General features: G+C 40.3%; 19 protein-coding genes and 1 pseudogene. 17 read left to right on the top strand and 3 right to left on the bottom strand.

All coding sequences use genetic code 11. The features are described 5' to 3' along the window. Positions 1-8: 8 nt before the first annotated feature. Positions 9-1,289: a TlpA disulfide reductase family protein gene (locus tag ABQ275_RS14050; protein WP_349313771.1), complete on the top strand. Its 1,281-nt coding sequence runs from the start codon at positions 9-11 to the stop codon at positions 1,287-1,289. Positions 1,290-1,370: 81 nt separating this feature from the next. On the opposite strand, the gene ABQ275_RS14045 is transcribed toward ABQ275_RS14050, so the two are convergent. From ABQ275_RS14045 to ABQ275_RS14035, 3 genes are all read right to left on the bottom strand, one after another. Next, on the bottom strand, positions 1,371-1,700 hold the full coding sequence (locus ABQ275_RS14045) for a hypothetical protein (RefSeq protein WP_349313770.1): 330 nt from the start codon (positions 1,698-1,700) through the stop codon (positions 1,371-1,373). A gap of 34 nt (positions 1,701-1,734) precedes the next feature. Continuing rightward, positions 1,735-2,223: a MauE/DoxX family redox-associated membrane protein gene (locus ABQ275_RS14040; protein ID WP_349313769.1), complete on the bottom strand. Its 489-nt coding sequence runs from the start codon at positions 2,221-2,223 to the stop codon at positions 1,735-1,737. Positions 2,224-2,579: 356 nt separating this feature from the next. Further along, positions 2,580-3,761 carry a hypothetical protein gene (locus tag ABQ275_RS14035; protein WP_349313768.1) on the bottom strand — a complete coding sequence of 394 codons (1,182 nt, stop codon included), beginning with the start codon at positions 3,759-3,761 and terminating at the stop codon, positions 2,580-2,582. A gap of 337 nt (positions 3,762-4,098) precedes the next feature. Here ABQ275_RS14035 and ABQ275_RS14030 point away from each other — a divergent pair, with 337 nt between their 5' ends. The 16 genes and pseudogenes from ABQ275_RS14030 (at position 4,099) to ABQ275_RS13955 (ending at position 18,374) form a co-directional block, all read left to right on the top strand. After that, the gene (locus tag ABQ275_RS14030) at positions 4,099-4,677 is read left to right on the top strand and encodes a Crp/Fnr family transcriptional regulator (RefSeq protein ID WP_349313767.1); all 579 of its coding nucleotides are present in this window, start codon (positions 4,099-4,101) and stop codon (positions 4,675-4,677) included. Between the two features lie 292 nt (positions 4,678-4,969). Then, positions 4,970-6,163, top strand: coding sequence for a hypothetical protein (locus ABQ275_RS14025; RefSeq protein ID WP_349313766.1), 1,194 nt, complete (start codon positions 4,970-4,972; stop codon positions 6,161-6,163). A gap of 231 nt (positions 6,164-6,394) precedes the next feature. Further along, positions 6,395-6,865: a hypothetical protein gene (locus ABQ275_RS14020; RefSeq protein ID WP_349313765.1), complete on the top strand. Its 471-nt coding sequence runs from the start codon at positions 6,395-6,397 to the stop codon at positions 6,863-6,865. Between the two features lie 451 nt (positions 6,866-7,316). Further along, on the top strand, positions 7,317-7,610 hold the full coding sequence (locus ABQ275_RS14015) for a DUF4134 domain-containing protein (RefSeq protein ID WP_349318796.1): 294 nt from the start codon (positions 7,317-7,319) through the stop codon (positions 7,608-7,610). Continuing rightward, positions 7,607-8,044 carry a hypothetical protein gene (locus ABQ275_RS14010; protein ID WP_349313764.1) on the top strand — a complete coding sequence of 146 codons (438 nt, stop codon included), beginning with the start codon at positions 7,607-7,609 and terminating at the stop codon, positions 8,042-8,044. The genes ABQ275_RS14015 and ABQ275_RS14010 overlap by 4 nt, the downstream gene beginning before the upstream one ends. A gap of 11 nt (positions 8,045-8,055) precedes the next feature. Then, a complete protein-coding gene (locus ABQ275_RS14005) occupies positions 8,056-8,865 on the top strand; it encodes a hypothetical protein (RefSeq protein WP_349313763.1) in 810 nt (269 codons plus the stop codon). A 19-nt stretch (positions 8,866-8,884) separates the two neighbouring features. Continuing rightward, a complete protein-coding gene (locus ABQ275_RS14000; RefSeq protein ID WP_349313762.1) occupies positions 8,885-9,235 on the top strand; it encodes a DUF4133 domain-containing protein in 351 nt (116 codons plus the stop codon). A 236-nt stretch (positions 9,236-9,471) separates the two neighbouring features. Next, positions 9,472-10,293, top strand: a complete 822-nt coding sequence (locus tag ABQ275_RS13995; RefSeq protein WP_349313761.1) for a hypothetical protein — start codon at positions 9,472-9,474, stop codon at positions 10,291-10,293. 119 nt (positions 10,294-10,412) lie between these two features. Next, positions 10,413-11,216 (top strand): DUF3560 domain-containing protein, encoded by an 804-nt coding sequence (locus tag ABQ275_RS13990; RefSeq protein ID WP_349313760.1) that lies wholly within the window; start codon positions 10,413-10,415, stop codon positions 11,214-11,216. Between the two features lie 4 nt (positions 11,217-11,220). Continuing rightward, on the top strand, positions 11,221-12,030 hold the full coding sequence (locus tag ABQ275_RS13985; RefSeq protein ID WP_349313759.1) for a hypothetical protein: 810 nt from the start codon (positions 11,221-11,223) through the stop codon (positions 12,028-12,030). A 157-nt stretch (positions 12,031-12,187) separates the two neighbouring features. After that, positions 12,188-14,712, top strand: a pseudogene (locus ABQ275_RS13980) (TraG family conjugative transposon ATPase). A gap of 8 nt (positions 14,713-14,720) precedes the next feature. Beyond that, positions 14,721-15,725 (top strand): site-specific DNA-methyltransferase, encoded by a 1,005-nt coding sequence (locus ABQ275_RS13975; protein ID WP_349313758.1) that lies wholly within the window; start codon positions 14,721-14,723, stop codon positions 15,723-15,725. Between the two features lie 30 nt (positions 15,726-15,755). Then, positions 15,756-16,418: a conjugal transfer protein TraI gene (locus ABQ275_RS13970; protein ID WP_349313757.1), complete on the top strand. Its 663-nt coding sequence runs from the start codon at positions 15,756-15,758 to the stop codon at positions 16,416-16,418. 309 nt (positions 16,419-16,727) lie between these two features. Continuing rightward, a complete protein-coding gene (locus ABQ275_RS13965) occupies positions 16,728-17,156 on the top strand; it encodes a hypothetical protein (protein WP_349313756.1) in 429 nt (142 codons plus the stop codon). A 62-nt stretch (positions 17,157-17,218) separates the two neighbouring features. Continuing rightward, complete coding sequence (locus tag ABQ275_RS13960; RefSeq protein ID WP_349313755.1) at positions 17,219-17,647, top strand: hypothetical protein; 429 nt, start codon at positions 17,219-17,221, stop codon at positions 17,645-17,647. 79 nt (positions 17,648-17,726) lie between these two features. Further along, the gene (locus ABQ275_RS13955) at positions 17,727-18,374 is read left to right on the top strand and encodes a hypothetical protein (protein WP_349313754.1); all 648 of its coding nucleotides are present in this window, start codon (positions 17,727-17,729) and stop codon (positions 18,372-18,374) included. The last annotated feature ends 28 nt before the right edge of the window (positions 18,375-18,402 follow it).

Here is an 18,402-nt window from a genome sequence, read left to right as displayed (position 1 = left end):
AAAAAGATATGAAATATTGTATTCTCCTTTCATTTTTACTAGCTATTATAGTTTGTAAGGCACAAAATATAAACCCTTTAAAAATAGGAGATCATGTTCCCATCATACCATTAGACAGTATTTATAACTTTAATAGTACCTCATCTTCTCTACATCATTTTGAAGGGAAATTGGTTGTTTTGGATTTTTGGGGTATTGGCTGTGGATCTTGTATTGCCTCTTTCCCAAAATTAGAATTATTGCAAAAGGAATTTGGGGATAAAATCCAGATTATTTTGGTCACTAATGCCAGTAAATCTGCAATAGATGCTTATTTCAAGAGAATGAAAATCAAGATGCCTAATATAATGATGGTGGTGTCAGATAAAATCCTTGCTAAATATTTTCCATATATTTTTGTTCCTCATAGTGTGTGGATTAATCCCGAAGGAAAGGTTGTAAACATTACTAACGGCTACAATAACACTAGTGAGCATTTAAATGATATTCTGAATGGGAAACCGGTGAATTTAATTTTGAAGAGAGATGTTAGACACAAAGATTTTCAATATTACTCACTTGATTCATTCTTGTTTAAATTGGAAGGAAAACAATATGTGTACAATTCTTCGCTACTGAAGTTCAATAACGGACTCCCTGAAGTTCGGGCCGGGGTTCAGTTGGACACTTCTAAAACCGAAATAACAAAATGGTATACAAATACTTCCGTATTAAACTTGTATACGGTTGCTTTTCAAATGGGCCTTCCATTAAATTCAAAAGATTATATATTCAATAATCGTATAATTTTGGATTCGCTAACTTATAGCTTCCTAATAAAGCCATCAGACCCAAATTTGTTTGATGCTTGGAAAGGTAAACATTGGTATAGTTATTTTCAAAGAGTTTCTGTAACCGACAAAGATGCTTATCAGTATATGCAAGAAGATTTAAATCGTTATTTTAAGAAGATTTATGGCATTAGAGCAAAATTGGTAGAACGCAATGTAGAATGTATTATTTTAGTAGATAAACACGATGTAAATAGCAAACCAGATTATCAAAATACCAATAAGGAAGTTATTACGTGGTCCGGGGAAATGTTCCTAAATCTAATGTCAATAAATTATGGAGTAGTGGCTTCGAAAACCCCATTTTTGAATGAATCTAGATTGAAAAAGCGGGATAGTATTTCAATGATAAGGAATATTAATATTTTGGATGAGAAACCTTTGAAAGATAAATTATACAAACAAGGTTTTGATTTGATTAAAGAGAAAAGGAAGATTAAGTATCTGGTGATAGATTAGATTTGAATTGAAAGAGGGTAACTCCATAAATTTCACTTCATGGAATTTCCCTCTTTTAGCATAAATCTTTACTCCAAACCTTTACTCCTTGGTTTCTACATCAGGGTTGGTTACACTTCCTCCACTAATAGCAGTGTTTAAATCAGATGTTAAGGAGGTTAGTTCACTTTGTTTTGGGTGCCCAGTTCCGTCATCAGTTGCAGTAACTGCACATAATTTTCCTTGAACACCACAGTCAACAGGTGGTGTTGAAGAATACTGACTAGGGTCTGTTGCATCATTAATGTTTTGTCCTCCGATAAATGAGAATTGACTTGCTAAGATTGCTTTAGATTGAACCTGAGGTGCAGTAAATGCGCTCATGCCCACGGCCACAGCGGCAACCGCCAGGCCAAAAATTAAACTTTTCATACGTTTAAAAATTAGAGGTTTAAAAAATGGTTAATTAATATTTCCAATGCGGACCATTCCGCTTTTTGGTCAGTTTATGTATAGCTATTTTATTCCACTTTGTTATATTCTCATATATTTTATCAATATACAATGCACATGCAGCAAGAGAAATTAGGCCAAAATTGAAGGCGATGTGCTGCGTCCAACGCATGGAGGAAATCACACCACCGCAATTACAAGTTTTTGGAAGTCCAGAGGTCACCATAAAGATCAAGTAAGCGGTAAATACAATCATCAAACCCAAAGAAAGCCAAAGACCTATTTTTCTTGTACTGGGTATAATCAGTAAAAATCCAATTGCGATTTCACTTGCTGGAATCATCCAGGCAATCGGGCGAGCATATTGCTCTCCAATTAAGGGGGAGGTAGAAAGTGTACTGGCGAATCTATAATGATCGACAATTTTAGAATGAGCTGTATAAATAAAAATAAAGATGAACAGGAAACTTACAATTGTGATAATGGATTTTTTGATTTTCATAACAGATTTAAATATGGTAATATCCTCGGTTAATTAATCGTGATGGGTTCAGTCGAATCACAAATTAAAGGTCGGCAAAGAAAGCCTATACAGTCAAGGGGTATGAGTGCCCCCAAATGTGACAGAATCAAATTTTATTTGTCAAAATGCGACTGCTGAGGAGTAAAGACAGAAAGGAGTATTGAAATATTTTTTAAAATATTTTACGCATTAAAGATTTAGCCATTTTAAATGCAACTTAGGAAGCGAAACATTGTTTTTTTTATTGATTTTGCCAAAATTGCGCACTAACCTATACTTTTTGACCAGAATTAATTATTAATAACTAATTTTTAAGAATAATGAAAATTGCCGGATCAGTGCAGTAAGTCACCGTGATTTATTCTGATGTACTCCACCATGCTCATTAAGTAGGCGTACAGCCCTCTTACGGTTGATTTGTCGGAGCCAACACTTTTCTTGCTGACACTCCTAAAGCTCATAGGAACATTTCGTATTGGGCGAATAAAAATAGACAATACCTTAAGCACATGGCGGTGAGAATGATACGGAATTTTATTCAGCTTCAGGTTGATCAATGCGAGCAGATTTAACTGGCGTTCTGTAATGTCCATCAAAAAGTAATTCTTGTTTTGTCGTACTATTTCCTTTTCCAGTTCCAAAATGTTCTTTTCTGTCCAATGAACTTCTTCTCCTATAATGTCCAGGATATACCTCTTTAAAGGGTAATGCCCGGGATCATAAGCCCAGTTTTCATCTACATCTATGCCTTCTATATCTTTCCGAAGCAGTTCCAGCTCTATCAAAGAAATGTTGGCAGGCTTATCTGAAATCGCTTTCGTGTACATATGCTGCTTGGAATATTGCTGGGCACTTTCCCGGTTGAAATTCATATGAATTAGCATTTGCCATATTTTATCCGGCCAGGTTCCCACGGGATCTCTTCGTAACATCTTATGTATACCCCTGGAAACTTTCTGTGCATATTCCAGTTGCCGGTAGTTGAAAGCTACTGCCCTGCTGCTGTCTATTTCACCGAAAAAGTCTTGAAGTATCTTAATAATACTGGGAGGTACCATATTCCTTTTAAGTCTCCTGGAGACCTTATGGAACGCTTCTAATAGCTCACGACCAGTTACGTCCACATTATACTCCGGGGCAATTAGTTCACTTTGCACCGGTAAAATGGCGAATGCAGCTTCAAGCAATTGATCAATTGATAGTAAAACATACAGTTTAATGGCAAAAAGTGAATCTGGTTTTTTCGGGGAATTTCCCTGCGACATCTCTTCCCTGATGTCCTCATAAGCATGATTAGAGATGGCGGTAAGCCGGATATGATAGACCTTAAGTACCCTTGTCACAAATGGATCATCCTGATGAGCAAAGAGTAAATCATATACAGCTTCCATGAGAATTTTTTTTTCCAGTTCAATCTGATCTTGCCAGTTATCCCAGTTATTTTTTTCCTTGGAAAAGGGGTGATCTGTAAATAGTTTATGTACGAAAGATTCAAAATTGGAGAGGCGATTTTTCATGACGAGGTGGATAAGAGCGATGCGTTTACATCACATAAATGAATTCATAAAGGAGTTGGTCAAGGTTGTACCTATTGGGTTAACAGCGTTAAAATAGGAATAATTTTTTATTAATGAGAAATGTTGGCATTTAAATCATAAAGTTTAGATTAAATAATTAGGCTTTGACATAAAATAATGATGTACGCAGCTAACCAAATTAGAATTTGCGTTATTTAATTGATATGCGTAAATTAATGGCCAGTCTTAGTGATGCAGAGCTTATTGAACTTTAACGATCAGATTGTTTTTAATAATTTGTAGTAAATAATTCCTAAACGCTCAAATTACCATTGTTATGAGTGCTATGAACAATCCTGTTTTGGAAATGATCTCACAGATCATCCCTGTTACGGAAGCTTTTGTTGTTGATTTCACATCCAGGCTGCAATACAGGAGCCTTACAAAAAATGCAATTTTGTTACGGCAGGGTACCATATGTAACCATATGCATTTTGTAATTAAAGGATTACTCAGGTCCTATTATGAGGTGGGGTTTGAAGACGTCACCAATTGGTTTTTGATGGAAAATGATTTGGTCATCTCTTTGTTGTCCTTCTACCGAAGACAGCCTAGTTTTGAAACTATTGAAGCCCTGGAAGACTGTGAGCTGATCTCCATTCACCACGATGACCTTATGGAGCTATATGGCAGTCACGTTGAATTCAATGTAATAGGCAGAGTGCTGACCACCGAGTATTATTGCAAAAGTGAGGAGAATATGCTCGCGATGCGCAAACATAATGCAGCTGAAAAGTACAAGGATCTCATGGAACGTTCACCAGAGATCATCAAGCGGGTTCCCAATAAATATATCGCATCCTACCTGAGCATGAGTGAGGAAACACTTTCGCGGATCAAATCAAGCCATTTGTAAGTATTTATTGATTTTTATCAACCTGGAAATATTTCAGGTTCCGTTAATTTTACTGTCTAAATAACGGATTCAGTTATCCATCTAAGGTTTGGCTAAGCTGCATAAGTTTGTTTCAGATCCTGAAACGAATGGCAGTCCTATATGTTCCCTCCAAACGGCTTTTAAGCAATGTATAATGTACTAATATATGTGTATAGTGCTATTATTCAATATAATATGTAGCTTTAATATATTTTTTGATTCAATACCCTATTGAATCCTTTCGGACCTGGTAACCCTTAACAGAACCAAAATGAAGATATCCTATGTATTTCAATATTTTGACCAATTGGTTTCCCATGAGTTAAATCCTACCGCCTTATCTCCTAAAATGCTCACTGCTGCACGGGCGCGGGAGCTGCTGTTACAAATCACAGAGGAGGAATATAAAGTTCAGAATACGTTGAAAAATATCATTTTCAGGTTAAAGGAAGTCCGTCATGAAAGGGCGATGGTTAGAAAATGTCACAATGCTTTGGTGCAGCTGATCAACAAAACACATGAGTATTCCAAACATGCCCACAGCAAAAAAATGAATACGCAAAAAGTACATGAGGCAATACTGGCATCGCAGCACAACATTCTATTTTTTATTCGCTCGAGATTTGACGCACTGCTAGATGCTCAGGAGGCCGCTCCAATCACGAAACTGCTGCAACTCAAAGAAGAAATTGAAATCAAAATGGGGCCGTTGGATGAAAAACTGAAAGCAAGCGGCAACAATGAAGAATTACGAAAAGTACTGTTAAGTTTTTGGTTGGATTTTATTAACAGAATTGAATTGAAAGAAAGCATATCCATACAGGAGGCGGATTACCATCGACAGGTATTGTTAGATGTAGAGCAGAACTACGAAAAGGGGGTGTTGTCAAGCAGCTGCCCTTCTCTGCATGAGTTGCTGGTCTATTGGAATCTCAACAGTAAGGAAAGTATCCGTTACTTCACACAAGGGCTGGAAACAGTACTAGGGGCTTTCACGGATAACAATGAGAAGATCGCTTACCTCACCCTCGAAATCAAAAAAATAGCACAGATGCCCGAAATACCAAACTTCGCCTATGCAAAAAACTATCCCGGTATCAAGGATCATTTCCTCCAATACCTTACCAATGAATTGCAATACCTTGAACATAAAGTAGAAGGGTTCATTCCTATTTCAAAGATGAAAGCGGAAACCATTAAAAATGATGTATTCCTTAAAGTGATGCTTGCATTGTCCGTAGATCAGGTGGCAATATTGTTAAGAGCAGCTGAAGCGGTCGGGTTACTGATCGCGCGCAGTCTTCGGGCAGTTTTCAGGGCCGTGGCGCCACATCTTTCGACCAGAGAAAGGGAAGATCCCAGCTGGGAAAATATGCGCTCCAAAGCCTATGCTGTGGAGCAATCCGACAAAAATGTACTAATAGATTTCTTACTAAGAATGATTAAGATTATAGAGGCATATTAAAGAAGGTGGTTCCTTTTTTTATTTTTGATCCAGAATTATTTTAAAATAATTCTGGTTTTTTTTTGCCCATAATTGAATCTATCTCCTTGTAAATCAGTGGGCACAACTTCAAAGCCATTTAATTGTGCCCATTCTTGGGCTTTTGAGAAATTTAGCATTCCTGTTCTTTTGTATCGTAATCAACGGCAAACAGAAATTAAATCTGTTTGTATTTGCTAACCTTAATCAGACTTGAAAATGCTACACTACACTTGGAAGGAATACTTCATTGTTATCGGTATCCTGCTATTTCTTTATTATACCTATGTGATCCTAAGATACTACCGAAAAGATTTAATTGCTTTTTTAAATGGAAGGTCAATCAATGAAGATCAAAAAGGGGAAGAACTGGAAATTTTCGATCCCTTTGAAAACCGCCGGCAACCTAAACATTTTGTTCCAATTGAGGATGAAAGTTACCAGCTGGCCGAAGAGCTGATCATCAGGATCAAAGCTGCGGTTGCGGAAGCAAGTGAGTTGGAATTGACTGAGCCAGCAGTCTTGCGGTCTATCAAAGTGTTGTTACAGGAATATCCGACTATTCAGGATGAGCTGCTGCAGGCGGGTATCACTGAAATGATTCTGGAAGAATTTAAGTTATACGGTTTCATTAGTCCCAGCAAAGTTGAGGTGAATGGTTTGTGGAAGTTGGCGCTGAACTAGTGAACCGGCCAATTATCCCCCCGTAATCACCCAGGCGGGGGGAGAAAGGCAGTACAGTTGAAATTAACCCCAAAAGAATTGGCCCGCTCCCTGCTCAGTGCTGTAGAGCAATGTTAGGAATCTATGAGACAGCGGAAGCCGGCCCGGCTTTCCTTCTTCCTGCCTTGAAAAGGCAGGAAGCATGGGGAAGCTTACAGCATAGCCATGTTGCCCTTCTCCGGGTGCATCGTTAACCCAGGAATTATCTCAACAGATAATCCGAAAATAAAATATTGACTGCTGCCATACAGGAGCGTGTGGAAGGTGTGTGAGTGAGTCGTGTGCAGTAGTCCTTTCTCTTAGCCCTGCCGCCGATGCGGTGGGGAAAGGAGAAAGTTTGAGCAGCATTAACCTTTAAATGTGAATAGATATGTGTAGATGGAAATTAAAGGGAATCTCCCGACAAAAGATAATGGTGGCTGCCATTACAACGATATTGGTCCTTCAGGATCTGATGGTGCAGGCGCAAGGTGGTAAGGCCGGCATTGATAAGGCTGATTCGGAAATACGAACCTATTTCCAGTCCGGCGAGAAGCTCATGTATGCAGTAGGTGCCATTCTTGGGTTGATTGGAGCTGTAAAGGTTTACCAGAAGTGGTCTGGTGGAGACCAGGACACTTCAAAAGTTGCGGCGGCGTGGTTGGGCAGCTGTATATTTCTTGTGGTAGTGGCCACAATTTTAAGGAGCTTTTTTGGAATCGCATGAAAACAAAATTCAAGAAAAGGCTACAGGAATTTTTACAGGAGAATCATCCTGAGTTGATGCTGCTTTTTGCAGAAAGAGGCACATTACCCCAATACCTGGAAGATCGGGTAAGCCTGATTTCCCCATTGATGGATGAACTGATGGAACAGGGAGAGGATGAAGCGCAGATTGTGGCGCTTTGTATCGCGGAAATAGCCAAGCCGCTTGGCCCTTCAAAGTACCAATACCTGAAAGCAGTTTTGCAGGAAGAATTTCCCAAAGAATTCCAGCAATATGAGGACGCAGGCGTATTAAAATTTGAGCTGACCAAAATGATCCTGGTATGTCTCCCGGCCTTTGAAGCATTCGATTTTTCACTGGAGAAATTGGACGATCATTTTATGCGGCACATGATCATTGCAGAGCTGCATGATTATTTATTATCTCATCCATAAAACACGGCGGTATGAGTCATTACAATATATTGTTCTTTGATAAGCTGGTACTTGGTCCGCACCTTTATCAGATTGAGTTGTCAGATGAGGGCTTGAAGGATATGGAAACCAACAAACATTTTCTGGCCTACAGTGAAATGGGAGTTAACCAGGGATTTTTAAAGTTTGTTTATGATAGTGAAAACAGGTGTATTTACCAAGGAAGGTACAGACAGGAAGAAGGCCAGGCTCATTTACAGGTGATTACCTTACCTGCTGAGGTGGCCAGATTGAGACATAAGATAGATCTTAAAACCTATGATCAAATCAATGCTGATAGTGCTGTTAATCATTACGGCTTTCAGAAATTGGGTGAAATGTATGCAGAAAGGATACTGGGGATGAAGCCTCAGCTTATGGTTGCATCAGACCGCTTTTACCTGGATACGCTTGGTCAGCAGATTTGTTCAGTAGTCAGCAACGCTAAATTCCCCTTGTCTTTGTTAACGGAGATCGAAGAGGACGGGCATAAAAAACTCGAATGCCTTTATGATGAAACACGGAAATTATTCCTGCCGATAAACTCCCCATGGAAAGACAGGATTGGAGCAACTTGTACCATTACGTTTGATGAATTAAAAGCAATGGATCCAGTTGGTGTAGCAGAATTGGAAGGCCGAAATGGATTTCATTACCTCAATCGATATCCCCTTAACAATCAGATCAGGGCACAGATCACCAAGTACGATTTGGGACAGCAAGAGAAGTTAGGAAAAGAAAATGGGTTGGATCCAGACCAGGGGAAAGGGAAGGCAAACAAGTCCCTGAAACACAAAACATAGTCAACAGAGGAGTGTAAGTATGGGAAACAGCGTATATGTGATCAACAAGGGAATTAACAAATCCATTGAATTCAAAGGTTTAAAGGCCCAGTACATATGGTACCTGGGTGCCGGGGCGATGATCCTGATGATCCTGTATGCCATTTTGTATCTGGCCGGCATCGATACTTATGTGGGCATGGCCTTGATATTGTCCGTGGGAGCCGGAATGGTGATGAAGGTATATCAAATGAGCAACAAGTACGGGGAGTATGGATTGATGAAGGAAATTGCGAAACGCGGTATTCCCAAGGTGGTCAAATGTAACAGCAGGGAGGTTTTTAGGAACATGAACATAACAGCAAAGAGGAGGTCAGTAATCAAAAAATAACTTCCAACAAGAAATAAGATTTCAAAATAGCTATCTGTTGGAGCAGCTAAATCAAACATTTGAATCAGGATAATATCCATTTGCTCAAATCAGCAATAGTACAATTTCTGGAATTCTATAATTAACCGGTTAGCCCCAGTAAAAGGAACAACAAAATAAATAGTTAATCCATAAAATAAATGACTGCACGGACGCTGCCGTGCTTAGGTTGACTCGTACCTCAAAAACTTAAAGACATGAACAAAAAACCAATTGAGTATTCCCTGAAGGGTACCACCTTCTACGTGGACATCGATCGCAGGGAATTGCAGGAGAAGGAAAATCCAGAAAATGTGATTTCATTTCTGGCTATGAATGACAAAAGGACGCATTATGAAATGGACTACGACCCTGAAGAGAAAAATCTAATTCCATCCTTTCCCAATTTTAATGATGAACCTCCTGGCAATTTAATCCTGGTGCCGCAGATGAAAGACCTTGATCCCGAAGGTATGGCCAGAAAATATGGAAAGACGGTGGGTGAACTGGCAGGATGTTGTGATTTTGAATTGATGGTCAATGCAAGTCCGGAGGAAATGCGGATAAAAAGAGGGATGATACCGGTTATTGATATCGCAGGGCATCCGTTCTTCGCCGAAGTGCGGTTGGGGAACCTGCGCCCCAAGGATGATTTCAAAACAAATGGGATTGATATTTCCTGGGTAAATCCAGAGGCGATTCACCACACCATTTTTTACCATATTCCCAGTCATACAGAGGTAGACTTACCTGATAACCTAACGAGTTATCCGGATAATGTCGTGATGGTCATCCTTCCCGGACCGGCAAGACTGGATCCTGTAGGACTGGCTAGAAGCAGGAATGAAAATGATGATCGCTATTTAAAAGAGTATCCACTGGTGATGTATCAGAAAGCTATTGTGGTTCCATTGGAACGAACCTACATCGCCGAAGTGGTGAAATTCAATCTGGGGCAATTGGAACTGGAACGCAGACTGGTTAAAGAAAAGAAACAACAACAGCTACCAAAAAAAAGTAGAAAAGGATTAAGACCGTAAAAGTAATCCGGCTGGAGATTTATGAAGCCGCAGGTATTGGAACCGGAAAGGTCAAAGTAGGAAAAAGCTAACCCGACCTACACCGCGCAGAAAGCAGGGACATTTAAAAATTGGAGGTTATGAAACAGGAAAATTATTTTCATCACAATTTGGAATCCGGTAAACTGGATGTATTTCTTACTAAGTCTTTTTACGAATCCCTTGATCAAAATCAGAAAAAGGTTTTCCGAACCTATTGCCGCTGGAGCCGTTATCAGGTTTGCTGGATTTCAAAAGGCAAAGCCGAGAATTGTCATTTCCTGAAAGGTGAGCTTGCAGCAATGGGCTTCGTGGATGCAGGAACCAAAGGCGAAAAGATTTCATTTGAAGAACAGGTGAACAAAGAGAAGAGCCGAGCAGCACGTCGGGCAGAAAATGCAGAAAGGAAAGCAGGGAGAGCCGAGCAGCATTCTGATGATTTGTATAGAAAAGCTAAAGATATGGCTGCTGTGATCCCCTTCGGTCAGCCCATACATATAGGACATCATAGTGAAAAAAGAGACCGGAATTATCGGGACAAAATCCATAACACCTTCGGAAAATCATTTGCTGAGGCAGAAAAGGCTGAGCATTACAATAGCAAGGCAGAAACTGCCAGGCGCGCTGCTGAAGGGGCAAAGTATTCAAGCCCGAGATACCTGACTAACAGGATTAAGGAAAGTCAGAAGCATATCAGGATATGCGAAAGGAGACTATCAGGAAAGTATAATCCCGGTTCACCGGTAGTGGAAATTAGTGAAACCAGTAAAGAGTTTTATCAGAAACGCATTGGGGAAGAAAGTGAAAAATTGGACTATTATAAAAAGCGGATGAAGGAAATCAATCCGGAATGGTCCGAAAATTTAAAAGCATCAGCTAAAAGGAATAAAGGAAAAAGTTTGTAAGGCGATGAAGGTAAAACAGGAACTGCTACCCATTACACAAATCAGGGGAACATTTTTTAATGTAGACGTTGATGAGCGTCATTTTATAAAGGCTGATGATGCTTTGCACATCATTTCCATTGAGGATATGGTTTATCACGGCAGTCATTATACCCTGGACTATGATTTATTCACACAAAAAACTGCAAGTCCATTGGAAATAGGCGGTGAAGATGTGGTTACCGCCTACATCCCGCAACTGGTGGAGATCGCCCCGGCTGAAATGGCCGCTAAATATAACATTTCAATACTGGACATACGGCACCGGACAGATTTTGATCTGGCAGTAGATGTTGAACTGTTCCATCAGCGGGATCAGGGGCAGTTACCAGAAATGAAGGTTTTGGGCGCAGACTATATGGTGGACATGGAACGCAGTCAGTTGTACCATCGGAAAAACGTCATCCCACTTTCTGGATTTAAGCCGGACTTCAGACATGAGGGTATGCTATCAGCTTATCTGAATAAGCACACACATCAACTGGTCAGGATTGATCCGCTAACCATTAAGGAAATGCCCGGGGAAGAAGTGGTGAAAGTATTGATCCCTGGCAGAACACAGCTGGATCCTTATTACCGGGCTAAAAGTATCGGGACAGATCTGAAGACCTACTTAATGCGCCATCCGCTTACCAGGCATCTGGAAGCTAAAATCATCCCCTTGAACGAAACCAATTTAAACCGCTATGTGAAAATTAACCAGGAAAAGGAAACGCAGAGAAAAGCTACTGAACAACTTAGGATATGGCACAGGAAATTCAGGAATAGTGTATAGACCAGGCATGAAGAAGGGTTGAAAATACCATGAAAAGTATAATCCTTCAATTGGATATGAAACCTTTAATGGTACTGGCAACCATATAAACGCCAAAAATATTAATGAAATGAACGGGGCAATATTGCCAGACACAGTGCGAAAGAAAATGTGAGATATGGAAAAGTGGTTGAATGATATTTTCCCGATAATGGGCATAGAGCAGGATTGTATTTTATCAAAACAAGGGGACATTACCCTGGTCTACCAGGTCGAATTGCCAGAGATTTTTACCTTAAGTGATCATGATTATGAATCCTTTCATCAGACCTGGGTTCATGCGATAAAAATGCTGCCAAAATTTTCCTGTTTCCATAAACAGGACTGGTTTATTGACAGCAAATTTGACCCTGAATTCGAAAAGAGCGGTGCAAGTAATGCAACGAGCTTTCTCAGTCAGGCGAGTAACAGGTTTTTTAATGAGCGTCCTTTTCTGGACCACCGCTGTTACATTTATCTCACTAAAAAACCAGCGGGCCGCAAATTAAGTTCTTCTATTTTCTCCAACCTGATCCGCCCCTCGATTGTCCCTGAGCAAACAGTAAAAGCAGGAATGCTTCAGGATTTCCTGGACAGTTGCGGTCAGTTCAAACGTATCATGGAGGATAGCGGGTTTGTAACACTCAGCAGGCTGGATGCTCAGCAACTGGTCAGTCACAGCAGGGAGATGGGGTTGATCGAACGTTATTGTTCCCTTTCAAACAAGGAAGATGAACTAATCGTTAAGGACATTTCATTTTCTGACGGGATTCAGGTTGGTGATCAGCATATGCAGATTTATACGCTTGGGGATGCGGCTGATCTTCCAGCTTTGTGTGGTACCAGGATCAACTATGACCGTTATTCAACAGACAGGACAAAATTCAGTGTTGGTTTCTCTTCCACGCTCGGGCAATTACTGCCATGCAGCCACATTTACAATCAGTACATTTTTATAGAAGATTCGGCAAAGACCATTCAAAAGCTGGAAACCAAGCGGCTTCGCCTGCAATCCCTATCTGCCTATAGCAGGGAAAATATGATCAGCCGGGATGCTACGAATGATTTTCTAAATGAAGCAATTTCGGAAGGTCGTGTTCCGGTCAAGGCACATTTCAATGTGATGGTGTGGACCAGTGATAAAGAAGAATTAAAGGACCTGAAAAACCTGGTCAGTTCTGGACTTGCTCAAATGGATGCGGTGGCAAAGATGGAAACTTCCGGTGCGCCGCAAATCTTTTGGGCCGGTATCCCGGGTAACAGTGCGGGTTTTCCCATGAACGATACTTTCGATACGTTTTTGGAGCAATCTGCTTGTTTTCTGAATCTGGAGACCAGTTATCAGGATTCCATTAGTCCATTTGGTATCCGGCTGGGTGACCGGGTGACCGGGAAGCCTGTACATGTAGACCTATCGGATTACCCGATGCTCAAAGGTTGGATAACGGCAAGGAACCGGTTCATTTTAGGGCCAAGCGGGGGTTACCGGGCCATTTTTAATTAAATGGCCCGGTAACCCTCCAAGCTGGATCTGGAAAAAGTTTTTTTACGAATCACCTGTGCCGGAGTTATTACGAGCAGGGATGTCATATCGTAATTGTCGATGTGGGGCATAGTTACCGTGGTCTGTGCGATATGGTCAATGGGTACTATTTTACCTACTCAGAGAATAATCCCATAAAGTTTAACCCGTTTTTCATCGGCGAAGGGGACAACCTGGACACGGAAACAAAGGAAAGTATCAAGACGCTATTGCTCGCTTTGTGGAAATCAGACACAGAGGTTTATAAACGTTCGGAATATGTGGCGCTGAGCAATGCAATAACTGGCTTTTTCGACAAGATGGAGCGGCACCCTGAAATATTTCCCTGTTTCAATAGCTTTTATGAGTACCTGAAAGAAGATTTTGTCAACCTGCTTAAAACAGATAACGTAAAGGAACAGGATTTTGACATTAACAATTTTTTGTTTGTTACACGTCCATATTACCTGGGCGGGGAATTTGACTTTTTACTGAATGCTACAGAAAACCTTGATCTGCTACAGGAGCGGCTGATCATATTTGAGCTGGACGAAATTAAAAATCATGCTATTCTTTTCCCAGTCGCCACGATCATCGTGATGCAGGTCTTCTTGAATAAGATGCGGAAACTTAAAGGCGTAAGGAAGATGATTTTGATTGAAGAAGCCTGGAAAGCCTTAATGAAGGAGGGTTTCGCCGAGTACATTAAATATCTTTTCAAGACGGTCCGGAAGTTTTTTGGCGAAGCCATTGTCGTTACCCAGGAGGTTGAAGATATTATTTCCAGTCCCGTAGTCAAGCAAGCCATCATCAACAATAGTGATTGCAAGATTCTGCTGGATCAATCCAAATATGCGAACAAGTTTGACCTCATCCAGGATTTGTTGGGGCTTACTGAAAAAGAAAAGGCGCTGGCTTTATCAATCAATAAATCCAATGATCCGTCGCTGAAGTACAAGGAAGTGTTTATTTCATTGGGCGGGGTTCATTCCAAAGTGTATCGAACGGAAGTCTCACCTGAAGAATATCTCGCCTATACCACAGAGCAATTGGAGAAAGTAAAGGTGATGGAATATGCAGAACGTTTCGGAAGCATACAAAAAGGGATTGAAATCCTGGCCAGAGAACAACAAAATAAATAGCACTGATTATGAAGAACATAAAACAGACAAGTAACCTGCAAGTGCCCACCAATATAATCCTGAACCAGGATTGCCTTAAAGGATTAAAGTTATACCCCGATAAGTTCTTTCACTGTTGTGTTACCTCTCCTCCATATTTCAGGTTGAGGGATTATCAGGTCAACGGGCAGATCGGACAGGAACAGTGGCCTGAAGAGTATATAACAAAACTTGTGGACATATTCCGTGAAGTGAAACGGGTTTTGAGACCGGAAGGGACGATTTGGATCAACATCGGAGATTCTTATTTCAGTCATAAGAAGAGGCCGGCAGAACTAAGCACCGATGTGCCTCATTCAAATTTAAAATGCAAAGACCTTATTGGTATCCCCTGGATGCTTGCCTTTGCCTTGCGTGATATCGGCCTTTACCTGCGACAGGATATTATCTGGCATAAGCCAAGCCCGATGCCAGAAGGTGTAAAGGATAGGTGTACAAAGAGCCACGAATATCTATTTCTGTTGAGCAAGTCACGTGAATATTATTATGACCAAAACGCCGTAAGCCAAACCTTAAAAATTTCTTCCATACAAAGACAGATGCGGGGAGTATCCTCAAAGAACAAGTATAGGGAGGGTATTCCAGGTCAGCCAGTTCAACGCATTTATTTGCCAAGAGATAATGTAAAACAAAGTAAACGGACATACATAGAAAGGGAAGACCCTGCATTTAAAGAAAGTAAAAGAAAACCGGCATCAGTAACAGGACAGGCTAATCTAAGATCAGTATGGACACTACACACTAAAGGATATAAAGGAAATCATTTCGCCACTTTTCCAGAGGAAATTCCATTTATATGTATTAAAGCAGGTTGTCCGGAACATGGGATCGTATTAGATCCATTTCTGGGGGCAGGTACAACTGCGTTAGTTGCCCGCAAGTTATCCCGTAACTATGTTGGTTTTGAATTGAACCCTAAGTATGCACAGATGGCAATGAAGCGTCTGCATAGGGAGCTTGGGATATTTTTATAAACGAACCTATAACCTACGATGAGAAAAATAATGTTAAGCCTTTTATTGTGTTTTACCCTGGTGATTGCACCTACCCAAAAGAGCCATGCCATCTGGTGGATCGTTATTAAGGCAGCAGTAAAGAAAGCAATTCTTGCTGCCGATTTGGCGATTCAGCGGCAGCAGAACAAAGTGATATGGTTACAGAATGCACAGAAAACCTTGGAAAACGCGATGGCAAAACTAAAGCTGGATGAGATCAGCGACTGGACAGAGAAGCAGCGCAATTTATACCGGGGATATTTTGAGGAGTTGAATAAAGTCAAGACCATCATAACCTATTATAAAAGGATCAAAGAGATAGGACAACAGCAGATCCGCATAGTGGAGGAATACAACCGTGCGTGGAGATTGGTACGACAGGATAAAAATTTCACATTGGATGAAATTAACCACATCGGTAATGTTTACCACGGTATTCTGGAAGAAACCTTAAAAAACGTAGAGCAGTTAAGCCTTGTTGTGAATTCGTTTGCAACGAGTATGAGTGATGCCAAAAGGTTGGAGATCATAGGAGATGCTGCCGAAAAAGTGGATCAGAATTATTCGGATTTAAAAAGGTTTACCAATGAGAATTATATCCTTTCCCTTACACGTTCAAAAAGTAAGGTAGAACTGGAGCAATTGAAAGTAATGTACGGCATAAAGGAGTAAGAAAATGGCACATAAAATAGAATTTCGTCTAAAAATATTTAAACCAACTTCCTGGAAGATGTACCTGAACCGCTACAAATTGTATCGTCTGGCCCTAATAGACCTCCTGAAACAAACTGATGGGTTAAACTATATTAATGCAAAAAACACTATGGGTTCAAATTCCGGAAAGGTTCAGATAAAGCCCTTGTCTTCGACCGGGGAGAGGCAACTACCCGATTCAAATACCATTAAAAAGCGGTCAAATAGGAGGAAATTAAAACACTAAAGCTCATTGCATCTTCGAGATGAAATCAATCGCATAATTGAATGAAAAAAATCGATAAATCAATAGATGAATTAACCGCATATCTCCAGAAGAGAGGGTATGATAGCCTTTTTACGTTGAATGGAAGTAGCCCTGAAAGCCTATCAGTTCTTCTTAAAGACAAACTGGTATCAGCACTCAGAGATCCTATGGCTGAATTACTGCCGGTAGCAGTGGAAATGATTACCGCATTACCGGATGATGCGGGTTATTACAGCCGTTGTGTATTGAATATTGATTACAACCCAAAGCATGGAGTACATGTAAAAAGCATCGACTTGCAGTTGTGGAAACTGGGTCAGGACAGGCTGTTATTTAGCCAACATAGAAAGATGAGTCATAGACGGGACATCCCTTCTAAAATACAAGGCAACAAAAGCTTAAATGGAGAATTGACAAACCCCAAAAAAAGAAAGTTAAGGAGGCTATAATTGGATTGCTCAACTGATATAGGTGCTATTACAATATAGTTTTTAACGTTAACCCCTGAAAAATGAATATAACGGAACAACACATCAAGGAATTTATACAACAGCTTAAGGAAAAAGGATACACGGGGAAAATCTTTGCCAATGATCTGCAAAATCAGGAGTTGGCAGATGTACTGCTGAATAATGTGAAGAGCCAGTCCAGAGAACTTGACTTGTCAGGAGGGTTCTCATTTTGGATGATGACCCTCACCAAAGGGGATTTGATGAGTTATAAGTATACCACTTGCCTGATGGAGGTGGGCTATAAAAAAGAAACTGGTTTTAAGTTGGAACAAATGATTGTTGACCGTTGGGACCGAATAAAGGATCAGTCCATGGGTCAAACTACCATCACATTAAAAGACATGAATGAGTTACCGGATCTCTTGCAGCTAAACCGACATATTCAATCCTTAACCAGCAAGAACCAACGCAAGGGGCCTAAACTATAATTAATGTTGCTTCAAGAGAATGCAGAAACTGAAAGTAACAACTCATGAGAAAAGAAGCATTTAATTCAAATTGTTAAACATGAAAACAGCCATTATCATCCTACTGGGGATGCTGCTTTCCTTTTCGGGAAATGCACAGATCCTTGGCAGTCTTTTTTCACAAAAAAAAGAAAACCGAAAACTATTAGGGCAGCAGATCGCGGCGCTGCAAATTTACAAGACATACTTGAAGAAAGGCTACAGCATTGCAAGTAAAGGACTTAACCTGATCAACAAAATTAAGACCGGTGATTTTGACCTGCACAGGGACTTTTTTAGTGCATTGAAATTTGTGAATCCTGGAATTAAAAAATATGGAAAAGTTGCCGAAATGATTGCCCTTAATGTGCAGTGTGTAAAGCAGTTGAAACAGATTGGCAAATCAGGTCATGAAGGGTTATTTAACATGATGGAAAACAGGTATATCCAGCAGGTCGTAAACAATACCCTGGAGATTTTAGCAAATGCACTTGATGAACTGATGGCGGTAGTTGCTGACAATCAAATGGAAATGAGTGACGCAGAGCGGATCAAGCGGGTGGATGCTCTTTATGAACAAGCCAAAGAGCATTATGCATTTACAAAACATTTTTTAAATGACATCTCCTTATATGCTCGCTTTAAAGAGAAGGAGAATTCAGATCAAGATCAGCTGAAATTGCTTTATGGATTGGCTTTAGATCAATAGCAGATCTTAAAATTTAGAAGGATTGGAT

Source organism: Chitinophaga sp. MM2321 (assembly GCF_964033635.1).
Classification (GTDB): domain Bacteria; phylum Bacteroidota; class Bacteroidia; order Chitinophagales; family Chitinophagaceae; genus Chitinophaga.
The sequence above is the reverse complement of the archived record's forward strand: the minus strand, read 5'-3'. Positions and strand labels throughout refer to the sequence as shown.

Bases quoted from the DNA above. Each gene is read 5' to 3' on its own strand.
- ABQ275_RS14025 (WP_349313766.1), top strand. From the start codon at position 4,970: ATGAAGATATCCTATGTATTTCAATATTTTGACCAATTGGTTTCCCAT.
- ABQ275_RS13955 (WP_349313754.1), top strand. From the start codon at position 17,727: ATGAAAACAGCCATTATCATCCTACTGGGGATGCTGCTTTCCTTTTCG.
- ABQ275_RS13990 (WP_349313760.1), top strand. From the start codon at position 10,413: ATGAAACAGGAAAATTATTTTCATCACAATTTGGAATCCGGTAAACTG.
- ABQ275_RS13975 (WP_349313758.1), top strand. From the start codon at position 14,721: ATGAAGAACATAAAACAGACAAGTAACCTGCAAGTGCCCACCAATATA.
- ABQ275_RS14035 (WP_349313768.1), bottom strand. From the start codon at position 3,761: ATGAAAAATCGCCTCTCCAATTTTGAATCTTTCGTACATAAACTATTT.
- ABQ275_RS14045 (WP_349313770.1), bottom strand. From the start codon at position 1,700: ATGAAAAGTTTAATTTTTGGCCTGGCGGTTGCCGCTGTGGCCGTGGGC.
- ABQ275_RS14005 (WP_349313763.1), top strand. From the start codon at position 8,056: ATGAGTCATTACAATATATTGTTCTTTGATAAGCTGGTACTTGGTCCG.
- ABQ275_RS13995 (WP_349313761.1), top strand. From the start codon at position 9,472: ATGAACAAAAAACCAATTGAGTATTCCCTGAAGGGTACCACCTTCTAC.
- ABQ275_RS13960 (WP_349313755.1), top strand. From the start codon at position 17,219: ATGAATATAACGGAACAACACATCAAGGAATTTATACAACAGCTTAAG.
- ABQ275_RS14010 (WP_349313764.1), top strand. From the start codon at position 7,607: ATGAAAACAAAATTCAAGAAAAGGCTACAGGAATTTTTACAGGAGAAT.
- ABQ275_RS14030 (WP_349313767.1), top strand. From the start codon at position 4,099: ATGAGTGCTATGAACAATCCTGTTTTGGAAATGATCTCACAGATCATC.
- ABQ275_RS13965 (WP_349313756.1), top strand. From the start codon at position 16,728: ATGAAAAAAATCGATAAATCAATAGATGAATTAACCGCATATCTCCAG.
- ABQ275_RS14015 (WP_349318796.1), top strand. From the start codon at position 7,317: ATGGTGGCTGCCATTACAACGATATTGGTCCTTCAGGATCTGATGGTG.
- ABQ275_RS14050 (WP_349313771.1), top strand. From the start codon at position 9: ATGAAATATTGTATTCTCCTTTCATTTTTACTAGCTATTATAGTTTGT.
- ABQ275_RS13970 (WP_349313757.1), top strand. From the start codon at position 15,756: ATGTTAAGCCTTTTATTGTGTTTTACCCTGGTGATTGCACCTACCCAA.
- ABQ275_RS13985 (WP_349313759.1), top strand. From the start codon at position 11,221: ATGAAGGTAAAACAGGAACTGCTACCCATTACACAAATCAGGGGAACA.
- ABQ275_RS14000 (WP_349313762.1), top strand. From the start codon at position 8,885: ATGGGAAACAGCGTATATGTGATCAACAAGGGAATTAACAAATCCATT.
- ABQ275_RS14040 (WP_349313769.1), bottom strand. From the start codon at position 2,223: ATGAAAATCAAAAAATCCATTATCACAATTGTAAGTTTCCTGTTCATC.